This window comes from Streptomyces sp. NPDC029674 (assembly GCF_044903205.1).
In the GTDB taxonomy this organism is placed as follows: domain Bacteria; phylum Actinomycetota; class Actinomycetes; order Streptomycetales; family Streptomycetaceae; genus Streptomyces.
On the sequence record NZ_JBJDPY010000003.1, the window covers coordinates 564209 to 580867 of the forward strand.

Genomic DNA, 16659 nt, shown 5'->3' on the forward strand with positions numbered 1-16659 from the left:
GGCGGTCGGCTGGCCGAAGCCTCCGGGCCGGTTAGGCTCAGGAGACGCAGGGCCGAAGCGGCCCGGCGTAATCGTGTTTACGCGTCACACTCCCAGAAGGAGATGCTCGTGCCGTCCATCGACGTCGTCGTAGCCCGGGAAATCCTGGACTCCCGAGGCAACCCCACGGTCGAGGTCGAGGTCGGCCTCGACGACGGCAGCACCGGTCGTGCCGCCGTTCCGTCCGGTGCCTCCACCGGTGCTTTCGAGGCCATCGAACTCCGTGACGGTGACCCCAACCGTTACCAGGGCAAGGGTGTCGAGAAGGCCGTCCTCGCCGTCATCGAGCAGATCGGCCCGGAGCTCGTCGGCTACGACGCCACCGAGCAGCGCCTGATCGACCAGGCCATGTTCGACCTGGACGCCACCGACAACAAGGGCTCGCTCGGCGCCAACGCCATCCTCGGCGTCTCGCTCGCCGTCGCGCACGCCGCCTCCGAGGCCAGCGACCTGCCGCTGTTCCGCTACCTCGGCGGCCCCAACGCGCACCTGCTGCCCGTCCCGATGATGAACATCCTGAACGGCGGGTCGCACGCCGACTCGAACGTCGACATCCAGGAGTTCATGATCGCCCCGATCGGCGCGGAGTCCTTCTCCGAGGCCCTGCGCTGGGGCACCGAGGTCTACCACACGCTGAAGAAGGTCCTGAAGAGCAAGGGCCTGGCCACCGGCCTCGGCGACGAGGGCGGCTTCGCCCCGAACCTCGACTCCAACCGCGCCGCCCTGGACCTCATCCTCGAGGCCATCAAGGAGGCCGGCTACGTCCCCGGCGAGCAGATCGCGCTCGCCCTCGACGTCGCCGCGTCCGAGTTCTACAAGGACGGCAGCTACGAGTTCGAGGGCAAGTCCCGCTCGGCCGCCGAGATGACCGAGTACTACGAGGAGCTCGTCGCCTCGTACCCGCTCGTCTCCATCGAGGACCCGCTGTTCGAGGACGACTGGGCCGGCTGGAACGCCATCACCGAGAAGCTCGGCGACAAGGTGCAGCTCGTCGGCGACGACCTGTTCGTCACCAACCCGGAGCGCCTGGCCCGCGGCATCGAGGAGAACTCGGCCAACGCCCTGCTCGTCAAGGTCAACCAGATCGGTTCGCTGACCGAGACCCTGGACGCCGTCGAGATGGCCCAGCGCAACGGCTTCAAGTGCATGATGTCGCACCGCTCCGGCGAGACCGAGGACGTCACCATCGCCGACCTCGCCGTCGCCACCAACTGCGGCCAGATCAAGACCGGCGCCCCGGCCCGCTCCGAGCGCGTCGCCAAGTACAACCAGCTCCTGCGCATCGAGGAGATCCTCGACGACGCGGCCGTCTACGCGGGCCGCAGCGCCTTCCCGCGCTTCCGCTCCGCGGAGTAGTCGGCGCCGCGAGGCCCCGTCCTCGTGGCCACGTGGTTACCTACGTCCCCGCACCCGGTCCCGTACCGTGTGCGGGGACGTACGCACGTTTACGCTGCTCTGGGGAGGCGGAACCATGGCCAAGGCCGGGACCAAGGACCGGTTCTCCACCGCGACCCGCCTGCGGCTGCTCGGCGAGCAGACCGCCGAGCGGGTCTACCGCTCCCAGACCAAGCGCCAGGCCCGCCGCTCCCGGCTCACCGGCCGCGCCGCCCTCCTCGCGCTCGTGCTCTGCTCGCTCGTCGTCGCGCTCGCGTACCCGATGCGGCAGTACGTCTCGCAGCGCGCCGAGATCGACGACCTGCGCCGGCAGCAGGCCGAGCACCGCGCGGACGTCGAGAAGCTGCGCGACGAGAAGGCCCGCTGGCAGGACGACGCGTACGCGGAGCAGCGCATCCGGGACCGCCTGCACTATGTGATGCCGGGCGAGACCGGGTTCACGGTGATCGACCCGGCGGCGGCCAAGAGCCGCCGCACGGACCAGGGGGCGGCCACGCGCCCCTGGTACTCGAACGTCTGGGACGGCGTCGACCAGGCCGACCGTCCCGAAGACTGACCCACTGACACGAAAGACAGGCATGGAAACGCCCCCGCCGAGCACCCCGCGCACCGAGCCCACCGACGCCGACGTCGAGGCATTCAAGCAGCAGCTCGGCCGCCCGCCGCGCGGCCTGCGCGCCATCGCGCACCGCTGCCCCTGCGGACAGCCGGATGTCGTCGAGACGGCGCCGCGCCTCCCGGACGGGACGCCCTTCCCGACGACGTACTACCTGACGTGCCCGCGGGCCGCCTCCGCGATCGGCACGTTGGAGGCCAACGGCGTCATGAAGGAGATGTCGGAGCGGCTCACGACGGACGAGGAGCTGGCGAAGCAGTACCGCGCCGCGCACGAGGACTACATCGCGCGCCGCGACGCCATCGAGGTCCTGGAGGGCTTCCCGAGCGCGGGCGGCATGCCGGACCGCGTGAAGTGCCTGCACGTCCTGGTCGGCCACTCGCTGGCCGCGGGCCCCGGCGTGAACCCGCTGGGCGACGAGGCCATCGAGATGCTCCCGGAGTGGTGGGCGAAGGGCCCCTGCGTCACGCCGTGCGGGCCCGCTGGGGAGGAGACCGCATGACCAGGGTGGCCGCCATCGACTGCGGCACGAACTCGATCCGCCTCCTGGTCGCGGACGCCGACCCGGCCACGGGCGAACTGGTCGACCTGGACCGGCGGATGACGATCGTCCGGCTCGGCCAGGGCGTCGACAGGACGGGGCGCCTCGCCCCGGAGGCGCTGGAGCGCACCTTCGCGGCCTGCCGCGAGTACGCCGCCGTCATCAAGGAGCACGGCGCCGAGCGGATCCGCTTCGTCGCCACCTCGGCGTCCCGCGACGCGGAGAACCGCGACGAGTTCGTGCGGGGCGTCCTGGACATCCTGGGCGTCGAGCCGGAGGTCATCTCGGGGGACCAGGAGGCCGAGTTCTCCTTCACGGGCGCGACGAAGGAACTGACGGGCCGCGCGGACCTCGCCAAGCCCTACCTGGTCGTGGACATCGGCGGCGGCTCCACGGAGTTCGTCGTCGGCACGGACCACGTGCGGGCCGCCCGCTCCGTCGACGTCGGCTGCGTCCGCATGACCGAGCGTCATCTCGTACGGGACGGAGCCGTCACCGACCCGCCCGCGCCGGAGCAGCTGGACGCGATCCGCGCCGACATCGAGGCGGCCCTGGACCTCGCCGAACGCACGGTCCCGCTCAAGGAGGCCCGCACGCTGGTCGGCCTCGCGGGCTCGGTCACCACGGTCGCCGCGATCGCCCTCGGCCTCGACACGTACGACTCGGCGGCGATCCACCACTCCCGGATCTCGTACGAGCAGGTCAGCACCATCGTGGAGCGCCTCACGCACGCCACGCACGACGAGCGCGCGGCGATCCCGGTCATGCACCCGGGCCGCGTCGACGTCATCGCCGCGGGCGCCCTCGTCCTGCTCGCGATCATGGACAGGGTGTCGGCCCGCGAGGTCGTCGTGAGCGAGCACGACATCCTCGACGGCATTGCGTGGTCCCTCGCCTGAGGGGCTCGAGCGGTCCTCGAGCGACGCTCCGTCGGGAAAGTTCGTGAAGTTCTTCACAAGGAAAAGGGCCCTGATGGGCGAGGTTCGAGGGTGCGGAGCCCCCGAAAGGGGCTTGTCCGGGGTCCTGAGCGTGTGACGGGGACGCTTCGCCCGTGTGGCCGCGGTGTGACGCGGGGCGCCGGGGCGCTCGGTGCGGGGCCCTGGACCGCAGCTCACAAGGGGTGAACAACGACTCGGGTGGTGCCGTGGTTCCCTCTCGCCACCATGACCTCGGTCACGTGGGCGGCGAAGTGTAGCAGAGGGGCTCTCCATGCTTGTGAAGGGGCGCACGAGCGACCCCCGCCGGACGGGTGGATACTCGATGGCATGAGCACCACGGAGCGTCCCAGGATCCTCGTAGTAGGCGGTGGGTACGTAGGCCTGTACGCAGCTCGGCGCATTCTCAAGAAGATGCGCTTCGGAGAGGCGACCGTCACGGTCGTCGACCCCCGGTCGTACATGACCTACCAGCCCTTCCTCCCCGAAGCCGCCGCCGGCAACATCTCGCCCCGGCATGTCGTCGTACCGCTGCGACGCGTGCTGCCGAGGGCCGAGGTCCTCACCGGCCGGGTCACCACCATCGACCAGGACCGGAAGGTAGCGACGATCGCCCCCCTCGTGGGCGAGGCGTACGAGCTGCCCTTCGACTACCTCGTCATCGCGATGGGCGCGGTCTCCCGCACCTTCCCGATCCCCGGCCTCGCCGAGCAGGGCATCGGCATGAAGGGCATCGAGGAGGCCATCGGCCTGCGCAACCACGTCCTGGAGCAGCTGGACAAGGCTGACTCCACGACCGACGAGGAGGTCCGCCGCAAGGCGCTGACCTTCGTCTTCGTCGGTGGCGGCTTCGCGGGTGCGGAGACCGTCGGCGAGGTCGAGGACATGGCCCGCGACGCGGCCAAGTACTACAACAACGTCAAGCGCGAGGACATGCGCTTCGTGCTCGTCGACGTCGCGGACAAGATCCTCCCCGAGGTCGGTCCGAAGCTCGGCCAGTACGGCAAGGAGCACCTCGAGGGCCGCGGTGTCGAGGTCTACCTGAAGACCGGCATGGACTCCTGCGTGGACGGCCACGTGGTGCTCAACAACGGCCTCGAGGTCGACTCGAACACCATCGTGTGGACCGCGGGCGTCAAGCCGAACCCGGCGCTGTCCCGCTTCGGTCTGCCGCTCGGCCCGCGCGGCCACGTCGACACCCAGACGACGCTCCAGGTGCAGGGCACGGACTACATCTGGGCCGCGGGCGACAACGCCCAGGTGCCGGACGTCGTGGGCCGCAAGGCCGGCAACGAGAACGCCTGGTGCCCGCCGAACGCCCAGCACGCGCTGCGCCAGGCGAAGGTCCTCGGCGACAACGTGATCTCCGGCATGCGGGGCTTCCCGCAGAAGGAGTACAGCCACGCCAACAAGGGTGCGGTCGCCGGTCTCGGCCTGCACAAGGGCGTCGCGATGATCGTCATGGGCAAGATGAAGATCAAGCTCAAGGGCCGTCTCGCCTGGTACATGCACCGCGGGTACCACGGCATGGCGATGCCGACGTTCAACCGCAAGATCCGCGTCCTCGCGGACTGGACCCTCGGCATGTTCCTCAAGCGCGAGGTCGTCTCGCTCGGCGCCATGGAGACGCCGCGCGAGGAGTTCTACGAGGCGGCCAAGCCCGCCCCGAAGCCCGCGGTCGCCGCCGAGCCGGCTCCCGCGGCGAAGACCGAGGAGAAGGCCAAGGCCTCCTGACCTCGCGTCACTGATCCACCCCGAAGGGGCCGCCTGCCATCCGTGGTGCGGGCGGCCCCTTCGGCGTACCCGCGCGCTGTGACGTAGCCGCGAAATATAGATGCCGGGGGCATCTATTTTGCCGTACCGTGACGCGGCAACGGGACTGCGTCCAAGGCCCTTCGGTGTTGACGTGGTGTTGGACCGTTCCGGGATTTTCCCTCATTGTCACAACAAAGGGATGCCCCATCCACGGAGGTGTGCGCCATGCAGGACGCCGCACAGCGGCTGAAGAACCTCGCCGAGCAGCTCGTGGGAGCCCCGCTGCCGGTACGAATCCGCGCCTGGGACGGCTCGGAGTCGGGCCCGCCGAGCGCTCCCGCCCTCGTCGTACGCAACCGCCGCGCCCTGCGCCACCTCCTGTGGAAGCCGGGCGAGCTGGGCCTCGCCCGTGCCTGGGTCGCCGGTGACCTGGACGTCGAAGGGGACCTCTACCAGGCCCTCGACGCGATGGCCGGGTTCATCTGGGAGCGCGACGACGACGCCAGGAGCCTGCGGCAGGCACTGCGCGACCCGGAGTTCCGCACCGCGGTCCGCTCCCTGCTCGCCCTCTCCGCCCCCTTCCTGCCGCCCGCCCCGCCACCGGAGGAGATGCGCAGACACGGCCGCCTCCACCTGCACACCAAGGGCAGCGACCGCCGCGCCATCAGCCACCACTACGACGTCGGCAACGACTTCTACGAGCTGGTGCTCGGCCCGTCGATGGTCTACTCGTGCGCGTACTGGGAGTCGCCCGACGGCACCCTGGAGGACGCCCAGCGCGACAAGCTGGAACTCGTCTCCCGCAAGCTCGGCCTGAAGCCCGGCATGCGGCTGCTCGACGTCGGCTGCGGCTGGGGCTCCATGGCCATCCACGCGGCGCGCGAGCACGGCGTGAGCGTCGTCGGCGTCACCCTCTCCCAGGAGCAGGCCGCCTACGCCAGGAAGCGGGTGGCCGAGGAGGGCCTCACCGACCGGATCGAGATCCGTGTCCAGGACTACCGCGACGTGCGCGACGGGCCGTACGACGCCATCAGCTCCATCGGCATGGCCGAACACGTCGGCAGCGAACGCTACTTGGAGTACGCCCGCGACCTGTACGCCCTCCTCGAGCCCGGCGGGCGGCTGCTCAACCACCAGATCGCGCGGCGCCCGCAGGCCGACGAATCGGCGTACTCCGTGGACGAGTTCATCGACGCGTACGTCTTCCCCGACGGCGAACTGGCGCCCGTGGGCACCACGGTCGCCCTCCTGGAGAAGGCCGGCTTCGAGGTACGCGACCTGGAGTCCATCCGCGAGCACTACGCCCTCACCCTGCGCCGCTGGGTCGCGAACCTGGAAGCGGCCTGGGCGGAGGGACAGCGGCTCACCTCACCCGGCCGCGCCCGCATCTGGCGCCTCTACATGGCCGCCTCCGCGCTGGCCTTCGAACACAACCGCATCGGCGTCAACCAGGTCCTGGTGGTGAAGACCCCGGAGACCGGGGCGTCGGGTCTGAGCCTGCGGACAAGGGACTGGCGCGGCTGACGCGTCGGGCCCGGACGCATCGACGTCCGGGCCCGACTCGTGTACCGCTCCAGCCTGCGCAGCTACTCGCTCTTGATGGCCATCAGCGGGTTCAGCTTCGCCGCGCTGCGGGCCGGCCACATCGCCGCGAGGACACCGACCAGGGCCGCGATCCCGAGGAAGATCACGATCCGGCCGAGCGGGATCTCCATGGAGTACGTGGAGACGCTGTTCGAGATGGTGCCGCCCGCGACCCAGCCCATGAAGAGGCCGAGGCCGATGCCGAGCACCGCGCCGAACAGGGAGATGATGACCGCCTCCAGGCGCACCATCTGCTTGACCTTCGCGCGGTCGAGGCCGATCGCCCGCAACATGCCGATCTCGTGCTTCCGCTCGAACACCGACATCGCGAGGGTGTTGATGACGCCGAGCACCGCGATCAGGACGGCCATGGCCAGCAGGCCGTAGAGCATGTTCAGCATCATGTTGATGGCGCCGGCCACCTGGTTGCTGATCGCGTCCTTGTCCTGGATGGTGATGGCCGGGTTGTCGCCGAGGGCGTCGACGATGGTGTCCTCGGCCTTGTCGGAGGTGCCGCCCTTCATCTTCACGAGGACCTGCTTGTCGACGACCTTGGTCAGGTGCGGGTCGACGACGGAGGTCGGCGCGAAGAGGCCGTTGAGCATCTCGTTGCCCTCATAGACGCCCGCGACCTTCAGCTCGACCTTCTTGCCGTCGTCGTCGAACTTCAGCGGGAAGGTGTCGCCCGCCTTGAGGCCCTTCTCCTTGGCGGTGTCCGTGTCGACGAGCGCGCCGCCGGACTTCAGGCCCTCCACCGAGCCGCTGGTGAAGTCCAGGCCGACCAGCTTGCCGAAGGTCTTCGGGTCGACGCCGGAGATGGAGACGTAGCCGCCGTCGGCCTCGCCGTAGGTGCTGCGCAGCGGGGTGGTCGCCTCGACGTCCGGGAGCTTGTCCAGCTTCTCGCGGACCTCGGGGGTCAGCGGCTGGAAGTTCGCCATGGAGACGCTGTAGTCGGCCTTCATGGCGCCGGCGGCCATCTTGTTGATGGCGGTGCTCATCGAGGTGGCGACCACGGTCATCGCCGTGATGAGGGTCAGACCGATCATCAGGGCCGCGGCGGTGGAGGCCGTGCGGCGCGGGTTGCGGACCGAGTTGAGGCGCGACAGCTTGCCGGTGACGCCGAACGGCTTCAGGAGCGGCGCCGACGCGGCGATGAACGGACGGGACAGCAGCGGCGTGAGGACGATGACGCCGACGAGCATGACGCCCGCGCCGCCCGACTTCACGTAGTTGTCCTTCATGAAGAGCATCACCGCGCCGAGCGCGACGATGAGGGAACCGATGGTGTTGCGGACCACCAGGCCCCGCACGGTCGGCGTCGCGTGGACGCTGTTCATCGCGGCGACCGGCGGGATGCGCGCGGCGCGGCGGCCCGGCAGCCACGCGGCCAGCATGGTCACGACCACGCCGATGAGCAGCGCCACGACGATCGTGGTCGGGGCGATGACGAGCGGTCCGTCGGGCAGCGAGGCACCGGCGGAGTTCATCAGGGACTCCAGGCCCACGGCCACGCCGATGCCGAGCGCGAAACCGCTCACGGCGGCGATCATGCCGACGAGGAACGCCTCGATCAGCACGGAGCGCGTCACCTGGCGGCGCGAGGCGCCGACGGCCCGCATGAGCGCGAGCTCCTTGGTGCGCTGGGCGACCAGCATGGTGAAGGTGTTGGCGATGATGAAGATGCCGACGAAGAGCGCGATGCCCGCGAAGATGAGCAGGATCTGGCTCATCGAGCTGGTCTGCTCCTCGATCATGTCGTCCTGCTGGGCCTTGAGCTCACCGCCCGTCATCGTCGAGGAGTCCTTGGGCAGGATCTTCTCGACCGACTTCTCCAGAGCCGCCTCGGAGGTGCCGGCGGCCGCCTTCACGTCGATCTCGTCGTACTGGTTCTTGTTGAGCTCCTTGAGCGCGGTCTTGTTGTCGAAGACCACCAGGCTGCCGCCCGCGACGACGCTGCCCTCGTCGGTGTCGAAGATGCCGCTGACCTTCGCGGTGCGCACCGGTCCGTCGGTGGAGTAGCGGACGGAGTCGCCCACCTTGTAGCCGGTACGCCCTGCGGTGCGGGAGTCGAGGGCGATGTCACCGGCGGACTTCGGGGCGGCGCCCTCGGTGAAGTCGTAGCGCGGGTCCTTGCCGTCCTTGCCCGGGAAGTAGTTGGCGCCGGTGGTGCCCCACTCGCCGCCCACCAGCTTGCCGTCCTTGTCGGCGAGCGCGGTGAAGCCGGAGACGGAGCCGAGCACGGAACCGGCGCCGGGCAGCCCGTCGGCCTTCTTCAGGAGGGAGTCGGTGAGCTCGGGCTTCTGCTTGGGGCCGTGGCTGTCGTCACCGGAGGAGGTGCTGTCGGACGTGATGGCGACGGAGACGTGGTCGAAGCTCTTCGCCGACTTGTTCTTGTAGGCGTTGCCGAAGGTGTCGGTGAAGACCAGCGTGCCGGAGACGAAGGCGACGCCGAGCATGACGGCGAGCACGGTCATCAACAGCCTGGCCTTGTGCGTGAGCACGTTGCGCAGGGCGGTACGGAACATGGGTGGGAGTCCAGGTGAAAAGGGAGGGGCGGCGGAGCGCCCCTTCAGGGGCGCGGGGAACTGCGCGACCAGCCACGGCCGACCCGCAGTCGAGGAGGGGGCGACCGGCGCCTAGCTGGTCCGGCCCTTCGCGTCGAAGTGCTTCATGCGGTCGAGCACCCCGTCCGCGGTCGGCCGGTGCATCTCGTCGACGACGCGCCCGTCCGCGAGGAAGATCACACGGTCCGCGTACGACGCGGCGACCGGGTCGTGGGTGACCATCACGACGGTCTGCCCGAGGTCGCGCACCGAGTTGCGCAGGAAGCCGAGGACCTCCGCGCCGGAGCGCGAGTCGAGGTTTCCGGTCGGCTCGTCACCGAAGATGATCTCCGGCTGGGAGGCGAGCGCGCGGGCCACGGCCACGCGCTGCTGCTGGCCGCCCGAGAGCTCGGTGGGCCGGTGCTTGAGGCGCCCGGAGAGGCCGACCATCTCGATGACCTGCTCGACCCACTCGCGGTTCGGCTTGCGGCCCGCGATGTCCATCGGCAGCGTGATGTTCTCCAGGGCCGTCAGGGTCGGCAGCAGGTTGAACGCCTGGAAGATGAAGCCGATCTTGTCCCGGCGGAGCTTCGTGAGCTGCTTGTCCTTGAGCGTGGACAGCTCGGTGTCGCCTATCCGCACGGAGCCGGAGCTGAAGCTGTCCAGACCGGCGACGCAGTGCATCAGCGTCGACTTGCCGGAGCCCGAGGGGCCCATGATCGCGGTGAACTCGCCCTGCCCGAAGTCGACGGAGACCCGGTCCAGGGCGACCACCTGGGTCTCACCCTGTCCGTACACCTTGGAGAGTTCCGTGGCGCGCGCGGCCACGGCGGTGGCGCGAGTGGCGAAAGGGGTGGTGGTCACGGGGTGGTGCTCCTGTCGGGACGACGAGTGGGGACGTACTCCATCGTCCTGGCCGATCAGCGCCATGTAGTCAGCCGCTGATCCGGTTCCGGAGGCCCTCTCGAGTCGGACTTGAGGGCGTCCTGTCATACCTGGGGATGACGGGCGTCCCTGATGCGGAAAGGAGGAAAAAGCGGGACCTGGAACGTCGGTACGGCTAAATTCCGTCATTCCGCACAGAGGCCCACGAGCCCGGCCGGGCCCCGGTACAGGCCTCCGGCATGTACCAACGAACCGTGACAGCGACTGATGCACCCTCAGACGTCAATAAAATAAGACAACATCGGGCTGTCCTTCCGCTGTTCGGGGGATGCCTCCCGATAGGGTCGAAGCCTCGACGCGGAGCCCATGGCCTGCCCGGATGGTGGAATGCAGACACGGCGAGCTTAAACCTCGCTGCCCCTCGGGGGCGTGCCGGTTCGAGTCCGGCTCCGGGCACATCCGCTGCTGCGCGACGGTGCCGCCGGCATCGTCCCTCCCGGCCTGCGGGGCCACCCGAGCGGCGGAACGGTACCGATCCGGGAACAGTACGCACGGTACCGAGCGTTCTCCCTCACAGAGAGGGAAAGATCCTCCCCAAGCACTAGGCCCATCCCTTTGCCTACGCATTACTCTTGAGGCAAAGCCACACACGGTGGCCATGGAGGAGTGAAATGAGGAGCAGTAACCCGGTCTTCTCGCGACGGGGGTTCAGCCGCGACAACGGCTTCGCCGGCTTCGGCGCGCAGCCGCAGGCCGGGGGACCCGCAGCCGCGACCCAGACCCAGCAGGGCAACCCGTACGCGCAGGGCAATCCGTACGCAGGCGGCCAGCAGGCCCCGGCGGGCAACCCCTACGCCACCAATCCGTACGCCCAGCAGGACCTGCAGCACGGAGCGCCCCAGGCGCCCGTGACCACCGCGGGACGCATGACGATGGACGACGTCGTCATGCGCACCGCGACCACGCTCGGCACGCTCGTGGTCACGGCCGCGCTCGCCTGGGCGCTGCTGCCGGTGGACGACGCGAACATCAGCAAGTCGTACGGCATCGCGATCGGCGCCGGCCTCATCGCGATGGTGCTCGGCCTCGTCCAGGCCTTCAAGCGCAAGGCGTCCCCCGCGCTGATCCTGACGTACGCCGCCCTGGAAGGCGTCTTCCTCGGCGTCGTCTCCAGCGTCGTCGACAACCGCATCGCGAGCGGCGCGGCCATGCAGGCCGTGCTCGGCACGATGGCCGTCTTCATCGGCGTCCTCGTGGCGTACAAGGCCGGCTGGATCCGCGTCAACCGGCGCTTCTACGGCTTCGTGATGGCCGCGGCGCTCGGCTTCCTGCTGCTGACCGCCGTGAACCTGCTGTTCATGGTCTTCGGCGGCGGTGACGGCCTCGGCTTCCGCAGCGGTGGCCTCGGCATCGCGTTCGGCATCGTCGGCATCCTGCTCGGCGCCTGCTTCCTGGCCCTCGACTTCAAGCAGGTCGAGGACGGCATCGCCTACGGCGCCCCGAAGGAAGAGGCCTGGCTCGCCGCGTTCGGTCTGACGATGACGCTCGTCTGGATCTACATGGAGTTCCTGCGCCTGATCGCCATCTTCTCGGGCAACGACTGACGCAGACAGTAGTACGCAGCAGTAGGCACGTAAGGGCCCGCGGACCGGAGACGGTCCGCGGGCCCTTCGCCGTGTGGGTGGGGGGTCAGAGGAATTTTCGGGCGGCCCGCCTGAGGTCGTACTCGTGGATGATCGCCTTCGCGTGGCCGTACGCGAGGTTGTGTTCGGCGCGGAGCCAGCTGACCTTCTCTTCGAAGCGGAAGAGAGAGGGGCCTTCGTCCACGGCGCGGAGCCAGTCGGAGACTTCACGACCGGTGCATTGGGGGATTCGGGCGAGCAGATTGCGGTGGGTCTCCTCGGAGAAGACTTGTGACATCGGCGCCTCCGGACGCGTCGCGATGTGTTCCGTCCTTCACGACACCGTGCCTGAGCGCCGGGGCGTTGGCAACAGTCCCGGAAAGGCACATAGGGTCGCGGGGTGCTCGATACGACGCCTTTGACGGCCGCAGTGGACCATTTCGCCGACCGCCTGCGGGCCGCGCCGCAGAGCCGGCTCCAGCGTGGAGCGGCGACCGAAGCGCTCGCCCTGGCCCGGGAGTTGGCGGTGCTCGCGCAGCGCATCGAGGAGCCGGACACGCCACCGCGGGAGATGCCGGACGCGGGGATGTTCGCCGCCGCCGACCAGATCACCGTGGCGGGCCGCGACCTGGCGCTCGTCCTGACGGACGCCGAGGAGCTGGAGCGCGTGCTGCGCCTCGTGGAGGAGGCGCAGAAGCGGGCCGGGGTCTAGGACCCGCTCCGGTGGCTCAGCCGGAGGTTCAGCCACCGGCTCAGCCGGAAATTCAGACCGACGCGATGACGCGGTCTGCCAGGATGTAGACGGTCTCGGTGCCGCACTCGAAGGTGAGGGCGTACGCGCCCGAGATGCCGGAGCCGCCCAGCAGGAACGGGGTCCGGCCCTCCCGCAGGGCCGTGGCGAGGAGCTCCGCCGTCTCGCGGTGGCCCGGGGTCATGCACAGCGTCGTACCGTCCGCGAAGACGTACACGTCCAGGGTGCCGAGCGGGCCGGGGCGTACGTCGGCGAGTGCGGTGCGGGCGGCGGCCAGCTCCTCTAGGCACTCCACCGTGCGCTCGTGGTCGCCGTGGTCGCCGTGGTCGCCGTGGTCCTCGTGCGCCGGCGACACGGGCGTCTGCACCGGCACGAAGTCCGGGTGCGAGGGGTGGCGGCGGCGGGCGGCGGCCAGCTCGGGCGAGTCACCGGCGAACTCGTCGGTGCCCGCAGGGTCGGCGAAGGGCTCCGTCACCGGCTCCAGGCTGTCGGCCTCGATGCCCGCGAAGTCGGCCTGTCGCGGCAGGAACAGCTCGTCGGCGATGCTGTCCGGGATGCCGGAGAGACCGCTGAGGAGCGACGGCCCGTCGGAGCCCTCACGGGCTTCCTGGGCGGCCCAGAAGGCCCGCGCCTCGGCGAGCTCGCGCTCCCGCTCCTCGGCGAGGGCCTCGGTCACCGCCGCGCGTATCTCGTCGGCGTCCACCGCGGTGCGGGCGCCCGGCACCATGGGGTGCGGACCGCTCGCGGCGCGGCTCTCGGCCAGCTCGTCGCGCAGCTCGTGGTGCAGGGATGTGATCTCGGCGAGCTGCTTGCGCAGGCCATGCACGGTGTGCAGGGCGGCGACGCCCACGGCCGTGGCAGCGGCCGTGGAGAGCAGCAGGGCAAGAGGCAAGGCGCTCACTGACGTACTCCCGGTTTCAAGTCGACCCCCGACTTCCTACATCAGCTTGAAGCCTGCACGATCCACCTGTCAGTGCATTACGTCACGAACTGGACAGGTCTTTGGACCCGGTGTGCCCCCGCGGACATGCTCTGAGCTGGGCATATGCACCTCCCCCAGGAGATAGGTCACATCCTGGGGGAGATTGGGTCACGAAGTGATCCAGGGGCCTGGGGCGGGCCCTGGCCCCCGGCCCTAGCTGAGGCGCTCGATGACCATGGCCATGCCCTGGCCGCCACCCACGCACATCGTCTCCAGGCCGAACTGCTTGTCGTGGAACTGGAGGGAATTGATGAGCGTGCCGGTGATGCGGGCGCCGGTCATGCCGAAGGGGTGGCCGACGGCGATGGCGCCGCCGTTGACGTTGAGCTTGTCGATGTCGATGCCCAGGTCGCGGTAGCTCGGGATCACCTGGGCGGCGAAGGCCTCGTTGATCTCGACGAGGTCGATGTCGTCGATGGTGAGCCCGGCGCGGCGGAGAGCCTGCTTGCTGGCCTCGACCGGGCCGAGGCCCATGATCTCGGGGGAGAGGCCGGTGACGCCGGTGGAGACGATGCGGGCCAGCGGGGTCAGGCCGAGCTCGCGCGCCTTGGTGTCGCTCATGATCACGAGGGCGGCGGCGCCGTCGTTGAGCGGGCAGCAGTTGCCCGCCGTGACCATGCCGTCGGGGCGGAAGACGGGCTTCAGGCCCTGCACGCCCTCCATCGTGACGCCCGCGCGCGGCCCGTCGTCCTTGCTGACGACGGTCCCGTCCGGGGTCGTGACCGGGGTGATCTCCCGCTCCCAGAAGCCGTTCTTGATGGCCGCCTCGGCGAGGTTCTGCGAGCGGACGCCGAACTCGTCCATGTCCTGGCGGGTGACGCCCTTGGTGCGGGCCAGGTTCTCGGCGGTCTGGCCCATCGCGATGTACGCGTCCGGGAGCAGGCCGTCCTCACGCGGGTCGTGCCAGCTGGAACCCTCGGTCTTGGAGACGGCCTCGGTGCGGGCCTCCGCGTCGGCGAAGAGGGGGTTGTGGGTGTCGGGCAGCCCGTCGCTGGTCCCCTTCACGCTCCGCGACACCATCTCGACGCCGGCGGAGATGAAGACGTCGCCCTCACCGGCCTTGATGGCGTGCAGGGCCATACGGGAGGTCTGGAGGGACGAGGAGCAGTACCGGGTGATCGTGCAGCCCGGCAGGTGGTCCATGCCCATCTGCACGGCGACGATACGGCCGAGGTTGTGCCCCTGCTCGCCGCCCGGCAGACCACAGCCGAGCATCAGGTCGTCGATGTCCTTGGGGTCGAGCTCGGGGACCTTGGCGAGGGCGGCCTCGATGATGGTGGCGGTCAGGTCGTCCGGCCGCAGATCCTTCAGCGAGCCCTTGAAGGCGCGGCCGATCGGGGTGCGGGCGGCAGAGACGATCACGGCTTCGGGCATCAGGACGCTCCAGTGACGAGGCGAAGGGTGAGGCAGGGCTCTCTGGAAGTTACCTGCACGTATCGCTGTCGGTCATCGGGTGGGGGGTGTGACGCGGGACGCATTTCTAAGCGGGCGCTCAGGCCGCGGGGCCCGGGGCGGGAAGGGGGCGTTTCTCTTCTGCGGGCCGGTGGGGGCAGGTCGCGCAGTTCCCCGCGCCCCTTACCGGTTCCTCCGGTCCGTTTTCTCCTGCGGGCCGGTGGGGGCTTGTCGCGCAGTTCCCCGCGCCCCTAAAAGCACACCCCCGGCGCCGGGCGAGGTGGCCCACCCAGGGGGGGGCGGTGCGGGCCGAGGTGGACTACCCAGGGGCGCGGGGAACTGCGCACCCAGCCCCGGGCAGCCCGCACGGGCGGCGTGGGCCGAGGTGGACTACCCAGGGGCGCGGGGAACTGCGCGACCAGCCCCCACCGGCCCGCACCAGGGGTCATTGGGGGAGCGGCGACGGCTCCGGGGCGTGGATGCGGCGGCGGCGTCGGCGTTTGAGGAGGGCCCACGGACCCCGGGGGCCCGTCGGCATCGCGGCCGTGACCTCCGTGCCGCCCTCCGACGCCGCCTGCGCCGCCGCCCGCGCCACCGGCAGGAACCCCTCGCGCCGCGAGACGTCCGGCCGCTCCTCCTCGGGCCACAGGCCCAGCGCCGCGCACAGCGTGGGCAGGACGGCCATCGCGGCCGTCGCGTAACCCTCCGCGGAGGGGTGGTAGCGGTCGGGGCCGAACAGTTCCCGTGGGTGGGCCGCGAACTCGGGACCGAGCAGGTCGCCCAGCGACACCGTCCGCCCGCCCTGCTCCACGACACCGATCGTCTGCGCCGCGGCCAGCTGCCGCGAGACGCGCCGGGCCAGCCACCGCAGGGGCTGGTAGACGTTCTCGACCGTGCCCAGGTCGGGGCAGGTGCCGACGACGACCTCCGCACCCGCCGTACGGAGCCTGCGCACCGCGGCGGAGAGGTGGCGCACGGAGCGGGTCGGTGGCATGCGGTGCGTCACGTCGTTCGCGCCGATCATGATCACGCAGACGTCCGGCACCCAGGTCGGATCCGACAGGATCAGCGTCACCTGGCGGTCCAGGTCGTCCGACTGGGCGCCGGGCAGCGCCACGTTCCGCAGGTCGACGGGGACCTCGGCGACCGCCGCGAGCCCCGAGGCGAGCAGCGCCGCCGGGGTCTGCCTCGCCCGGTGCACGCCCTGCCCCGCCGCCGTGGAGTCCCCCAGCATGGCGAACCGCACCGGTTCGGGGGAGTCGGCGCGGGCGGGACGGGCGAACGCCCCGCCGTACCGGCCGTCGGCCCGCGGAGGATCCACGTGCCCGCCATTGCCCACGTTCCGCTTCGCCAGCTGCACCTCGGCCAGCACCACGCCCACCGTGGCGGCCCCGAGCAGCCCGATGCCTCCGCCGCCGTACGCCGCGCCCGCGGCGATCCGCCGTGCCACCCTCGCCCTCGACATGCCCTGCAGTCACCTCCTCGTGCCGTACCGGTTCGTACGGCCGTACATCCACTCATTGCCCCGTAAGCACGGTCGGCCAATCGCAAGCAGAGGTGAACGGATGAGGCGGAGCCTTGGGCACCCTTAGGCTGACCGCACCAATTCGTCGCACTAC

Annotated in this window: 14 protein-coding genes and 1 tRNA gene; 9 read left to right on the forward strand and 6 right to left on the reverse strand. The window is 70.1% G+C overall.

The window, feature by feature from the left end; all coding sequences use genetic code 11:
• Positions 1-108 precede the first annotated feature (108 nt).
• The 6 genes from eno (at position 109) to ACI2L3_RS09985 (ending at position 6805) form a co-directional block, all read left to right on the forward strand.
• The gene (gene eno, locus ACI2L3_RS09960) at positions 109-1395 is read left to right on the forward strand and encodes a phosphopyruvate hydratase (protein ID WP_404751813.1); all 1287 of its coding nucleotides are present in this window, start codon (positions 109-111) and stop codon (positions 1393-1395) included.
• Positions 1396-1510: 115 nt separating this feature from the next.
• Positions 1511-1990, forward strand: a complete 480-nt coding sequence (locus tag ACI2L3_RS09965; protein WP_404751814.1) for a septum formation initiator family protein — start codon at positions 1511-1513, stop codon at positions 1988-1990.
• Positions 1991-2012: 22 nt separating this feature from the next.
• Positions 2013-2552 (forward strand): DUF501 domain-containing protein, encoded by a 540-nt coding sequence (locus tag ACI2L3_RS09970; protein ID WP_404751815.1) that lies wholly within the window; start codon positions 2013-2015, stop codon positions 2550-2552.
• A complete protein-coding gene (locus tag ACI2L3_RS09975) occupies positions 2549-3490 on the forward strand; it encodes an exopolyphosphatase (protein ID WP_404751816.1) in 942 nt (313 codons plus the stop codon). The genes ACI2L3_RS09970 and ACI2L3_RS09975 overlap by 4 nt, the downstream gene beginning before the upstream one ends.
• Before the next feature lie 366 nt (positions 3491-3856).
• Positions 3857-5260 carry an NAD(P)/FAD-dependent oxidoreductase gene (locus tag ACI2L3_RS09980; RefSeq protein WP_404751817.1) on the forward strand — a complete coding sequence of 468 codons (1404 nt, stop codon included), beginning with the start codon at positions 3857-3859 and terminating at the stop codon, positions 5258-5260.
• A 246-nt stretch (positions 5261-5506) separates the two neighbouring features.
• A complete protein-coding gene (locus ACI2L3_RS09985; RefSeq protein ID WP_404751818.1) occupies positions 5507-6805 on the forward strand; it encodes a class I SAM-dependent methyltransferase in 1299 nt (432 codons plus the stop codon).
• 62 nt (positions 6806-6867) lie between these two features.
• Here the strand turns inward: ACI2L3_RS09985 and ACI2L3_RS09990 are convergent, their stop codons facing one another.
• Complete coding sequence (locus tag ACI2L3_RS09990; RefSeq protein WP_404751819.1) at positions 6868-9390, reverse strand: ABC transporter permease; 2523 nt, start codon at positions 9388-9390, stop codon at positions 6868-6870.
• A 111-nt stretch (positions 9391-9501) separates the two neighbouring features.
• A complete protein-coding gene (locus ACI2L3_RS09995; RefSeq protein ID WP_362998497.1) occupies positions 9502-10272 on the reverse strand; it encodes an ABC transporter ATP-binding protein in 771 nt (256 codons plus the stop codon).
• A 394-nt stretch (positions 10273-10666) separates the two neighbouring features.
• Between ACI2L3_RS09995 and ACI2L3_RS10000 the strand changes: the two genes are divergently transcribed.
• Both ACI2L3_RS10000 and ACI2L3_RS10005 read left to right on the forward strand, forming a co-directional pair.
• A tRNA-Leu gene (locus ACI2L3_RS10000) sits at positions 10667-10749 on the forward strand.
• A gap of 215 nt (positions 10750-10964) precedes the next feature.
• Positions 10965-11897 (forward strand): Bax inhibitor-1/YccA family protein, encoded by a 933-nt coding sequence (locus tag ACI2L3_RS10005; protein ID WP_404751820.1) that lies wholly within the window; start codon positions 10965-10967, stop codon positions 11895-11897.
• Positions 11898-11982: 85 nt separating this feature from the next.
• On the opposite strand, the gene ACI2L3_RS10010 is transcribed toward ACI2L3_RS10005, so the two are convergent.
• A complete protein-coding gene (locus ACI2L3_RS10010; RefSeq protein WP_125513198.1) occupies positions 11983-12213 on the reverse strand; it encodes a DUF4287 domain-containing protein in 231 nt (76 codons plus the stop codon).
• Between the two features lie 102 nt (positions 12214-12315).
• On the opposite strand from ACI2L3_RS10010, the gene ACI2L3_RS10015 reads away from it, so the two are divergent.
• Positions 12316-12627: a hypothetical protein gene (locus ACI2L3_RS10015; RefSeq protein WP_404751821.1), complete on the forward strand. Its 312-nt coding sequence runs from the start codon at positions 12316-12318 to the stop codon at positions 12625-12627.
• 52 nt (positions 12628-12679) lie between these two features.
• On the opposite strand, the gene ACI2L3_RS10020 is transcribed toward ACI2L3_RS10015, so the two are convergent.
• The 3 genes from ACI2L3_RS10020 to ACI2L3_RS10030 form a co-directional block, all read right to left on the reverse strand.
• Positions 12680-13567, reverse strand: a complete 888-nt coding sequence (locus ACI2L3_RS10020; protein ID WP_404751822.1) for a hypothetical protein — start codon at positions 13565-13567, stop codon at positions 12680-12682.
• Positions 13568-13801: 234 nt separating this feature from the next.
• On the reverse strand, positions 13802-15022 hold the full coding sequence (locus ACI2L3_RS10025) for an acetyl-CoA C-acetyltransferase (RefSeq protein WP_404751823.1): 1221 nt from the start codon (positions 15020-15022) through the stop codon (positions 13802-13804).
• A 463-nt stretch (positions 15023-15485) separates the two neighbouring features.
• The gene (locus ACI2L3_RS10030) at positions 15486-16514 is read right to left on the reverse strand and encodes an SGNH/GDSL hydrolase family protein (protein WP_404751937.1); all 1029 of its coding nucleotides are present in this window, start codon (positions 16512-16514) and stop codon (positions 15486-15488) included.
• Positions 16515-16659 lie beyond the last annotated feature (145 nt).

Bases quoted from the DNA above. Each gene is read 5' to 3' on its own strand.
- ACI2L3_RS09965 (WP_404751814.1), top strand. From the start codon at position 1,511: ATGGCCAAGGCCGGGACCAAGGACCGGTTCTCCACCGCGACCCGCCTG.
- ACI2L3_RS09975 (WP_404751816.1), top strand. From the start codon at position 2,549: ATGACCAGGGTGGCCGCCATCGACTGCGGCACGAACTCGATCCGCCTC.
- ACI2L3_RS09985 (WP_404751818.1), top strand. From the start codon at position 5,507: ATGCAGGACGCCGCACAGCGGCTGAAGAACCTCGCCGAGCAGCTCGTG.
- ACI2L3_RS10005 (WP_404751820.1), top strand. From the start codon at position 10,965: ATGAGGAGCAGTAACCCGGTCTTCTCGCGACGGGGGTTCAGCCGCGAC.
- ACI2L3_RS10010 (WP_125513198.1), bottom strand. From the start codon at position 12,213: ATGTCACAAGTCTTCTCCGAGGAGACCCACCGCAATCTGCTCGCCCGA.
- ACI2L3_RS10025 (WP_404751823.1), bottom strand. From the start codon at position 15,022: ATGCCCGAAGCCGTGATCGTCTCTGCCGCCCGCACCCCGATCGGCCGC.
- ACI2L3_RS09980 (WP_404751817.1), top strand. From the start codon at position 3,857: ATGAGCACCACGGAGCGTCCCAGGATCCTCGTAGTAGGCGGTGGGTAC.
- ACI2L3_RS09970 (WP_404751815.1), top strand. From the start codon at position 2,013: ATGGAAACGCCCCCGCCGAGCACCCCGCGCACCGAGCCCACCGACGCC.
- ACI2L3_RS09990 (WP_404751819.1), bottom strand. From the start codon at position 9,390: ATGTTCCGTACCGCCCTGCGCAACGTGCTCACGCACAAGGCCAGGCTG.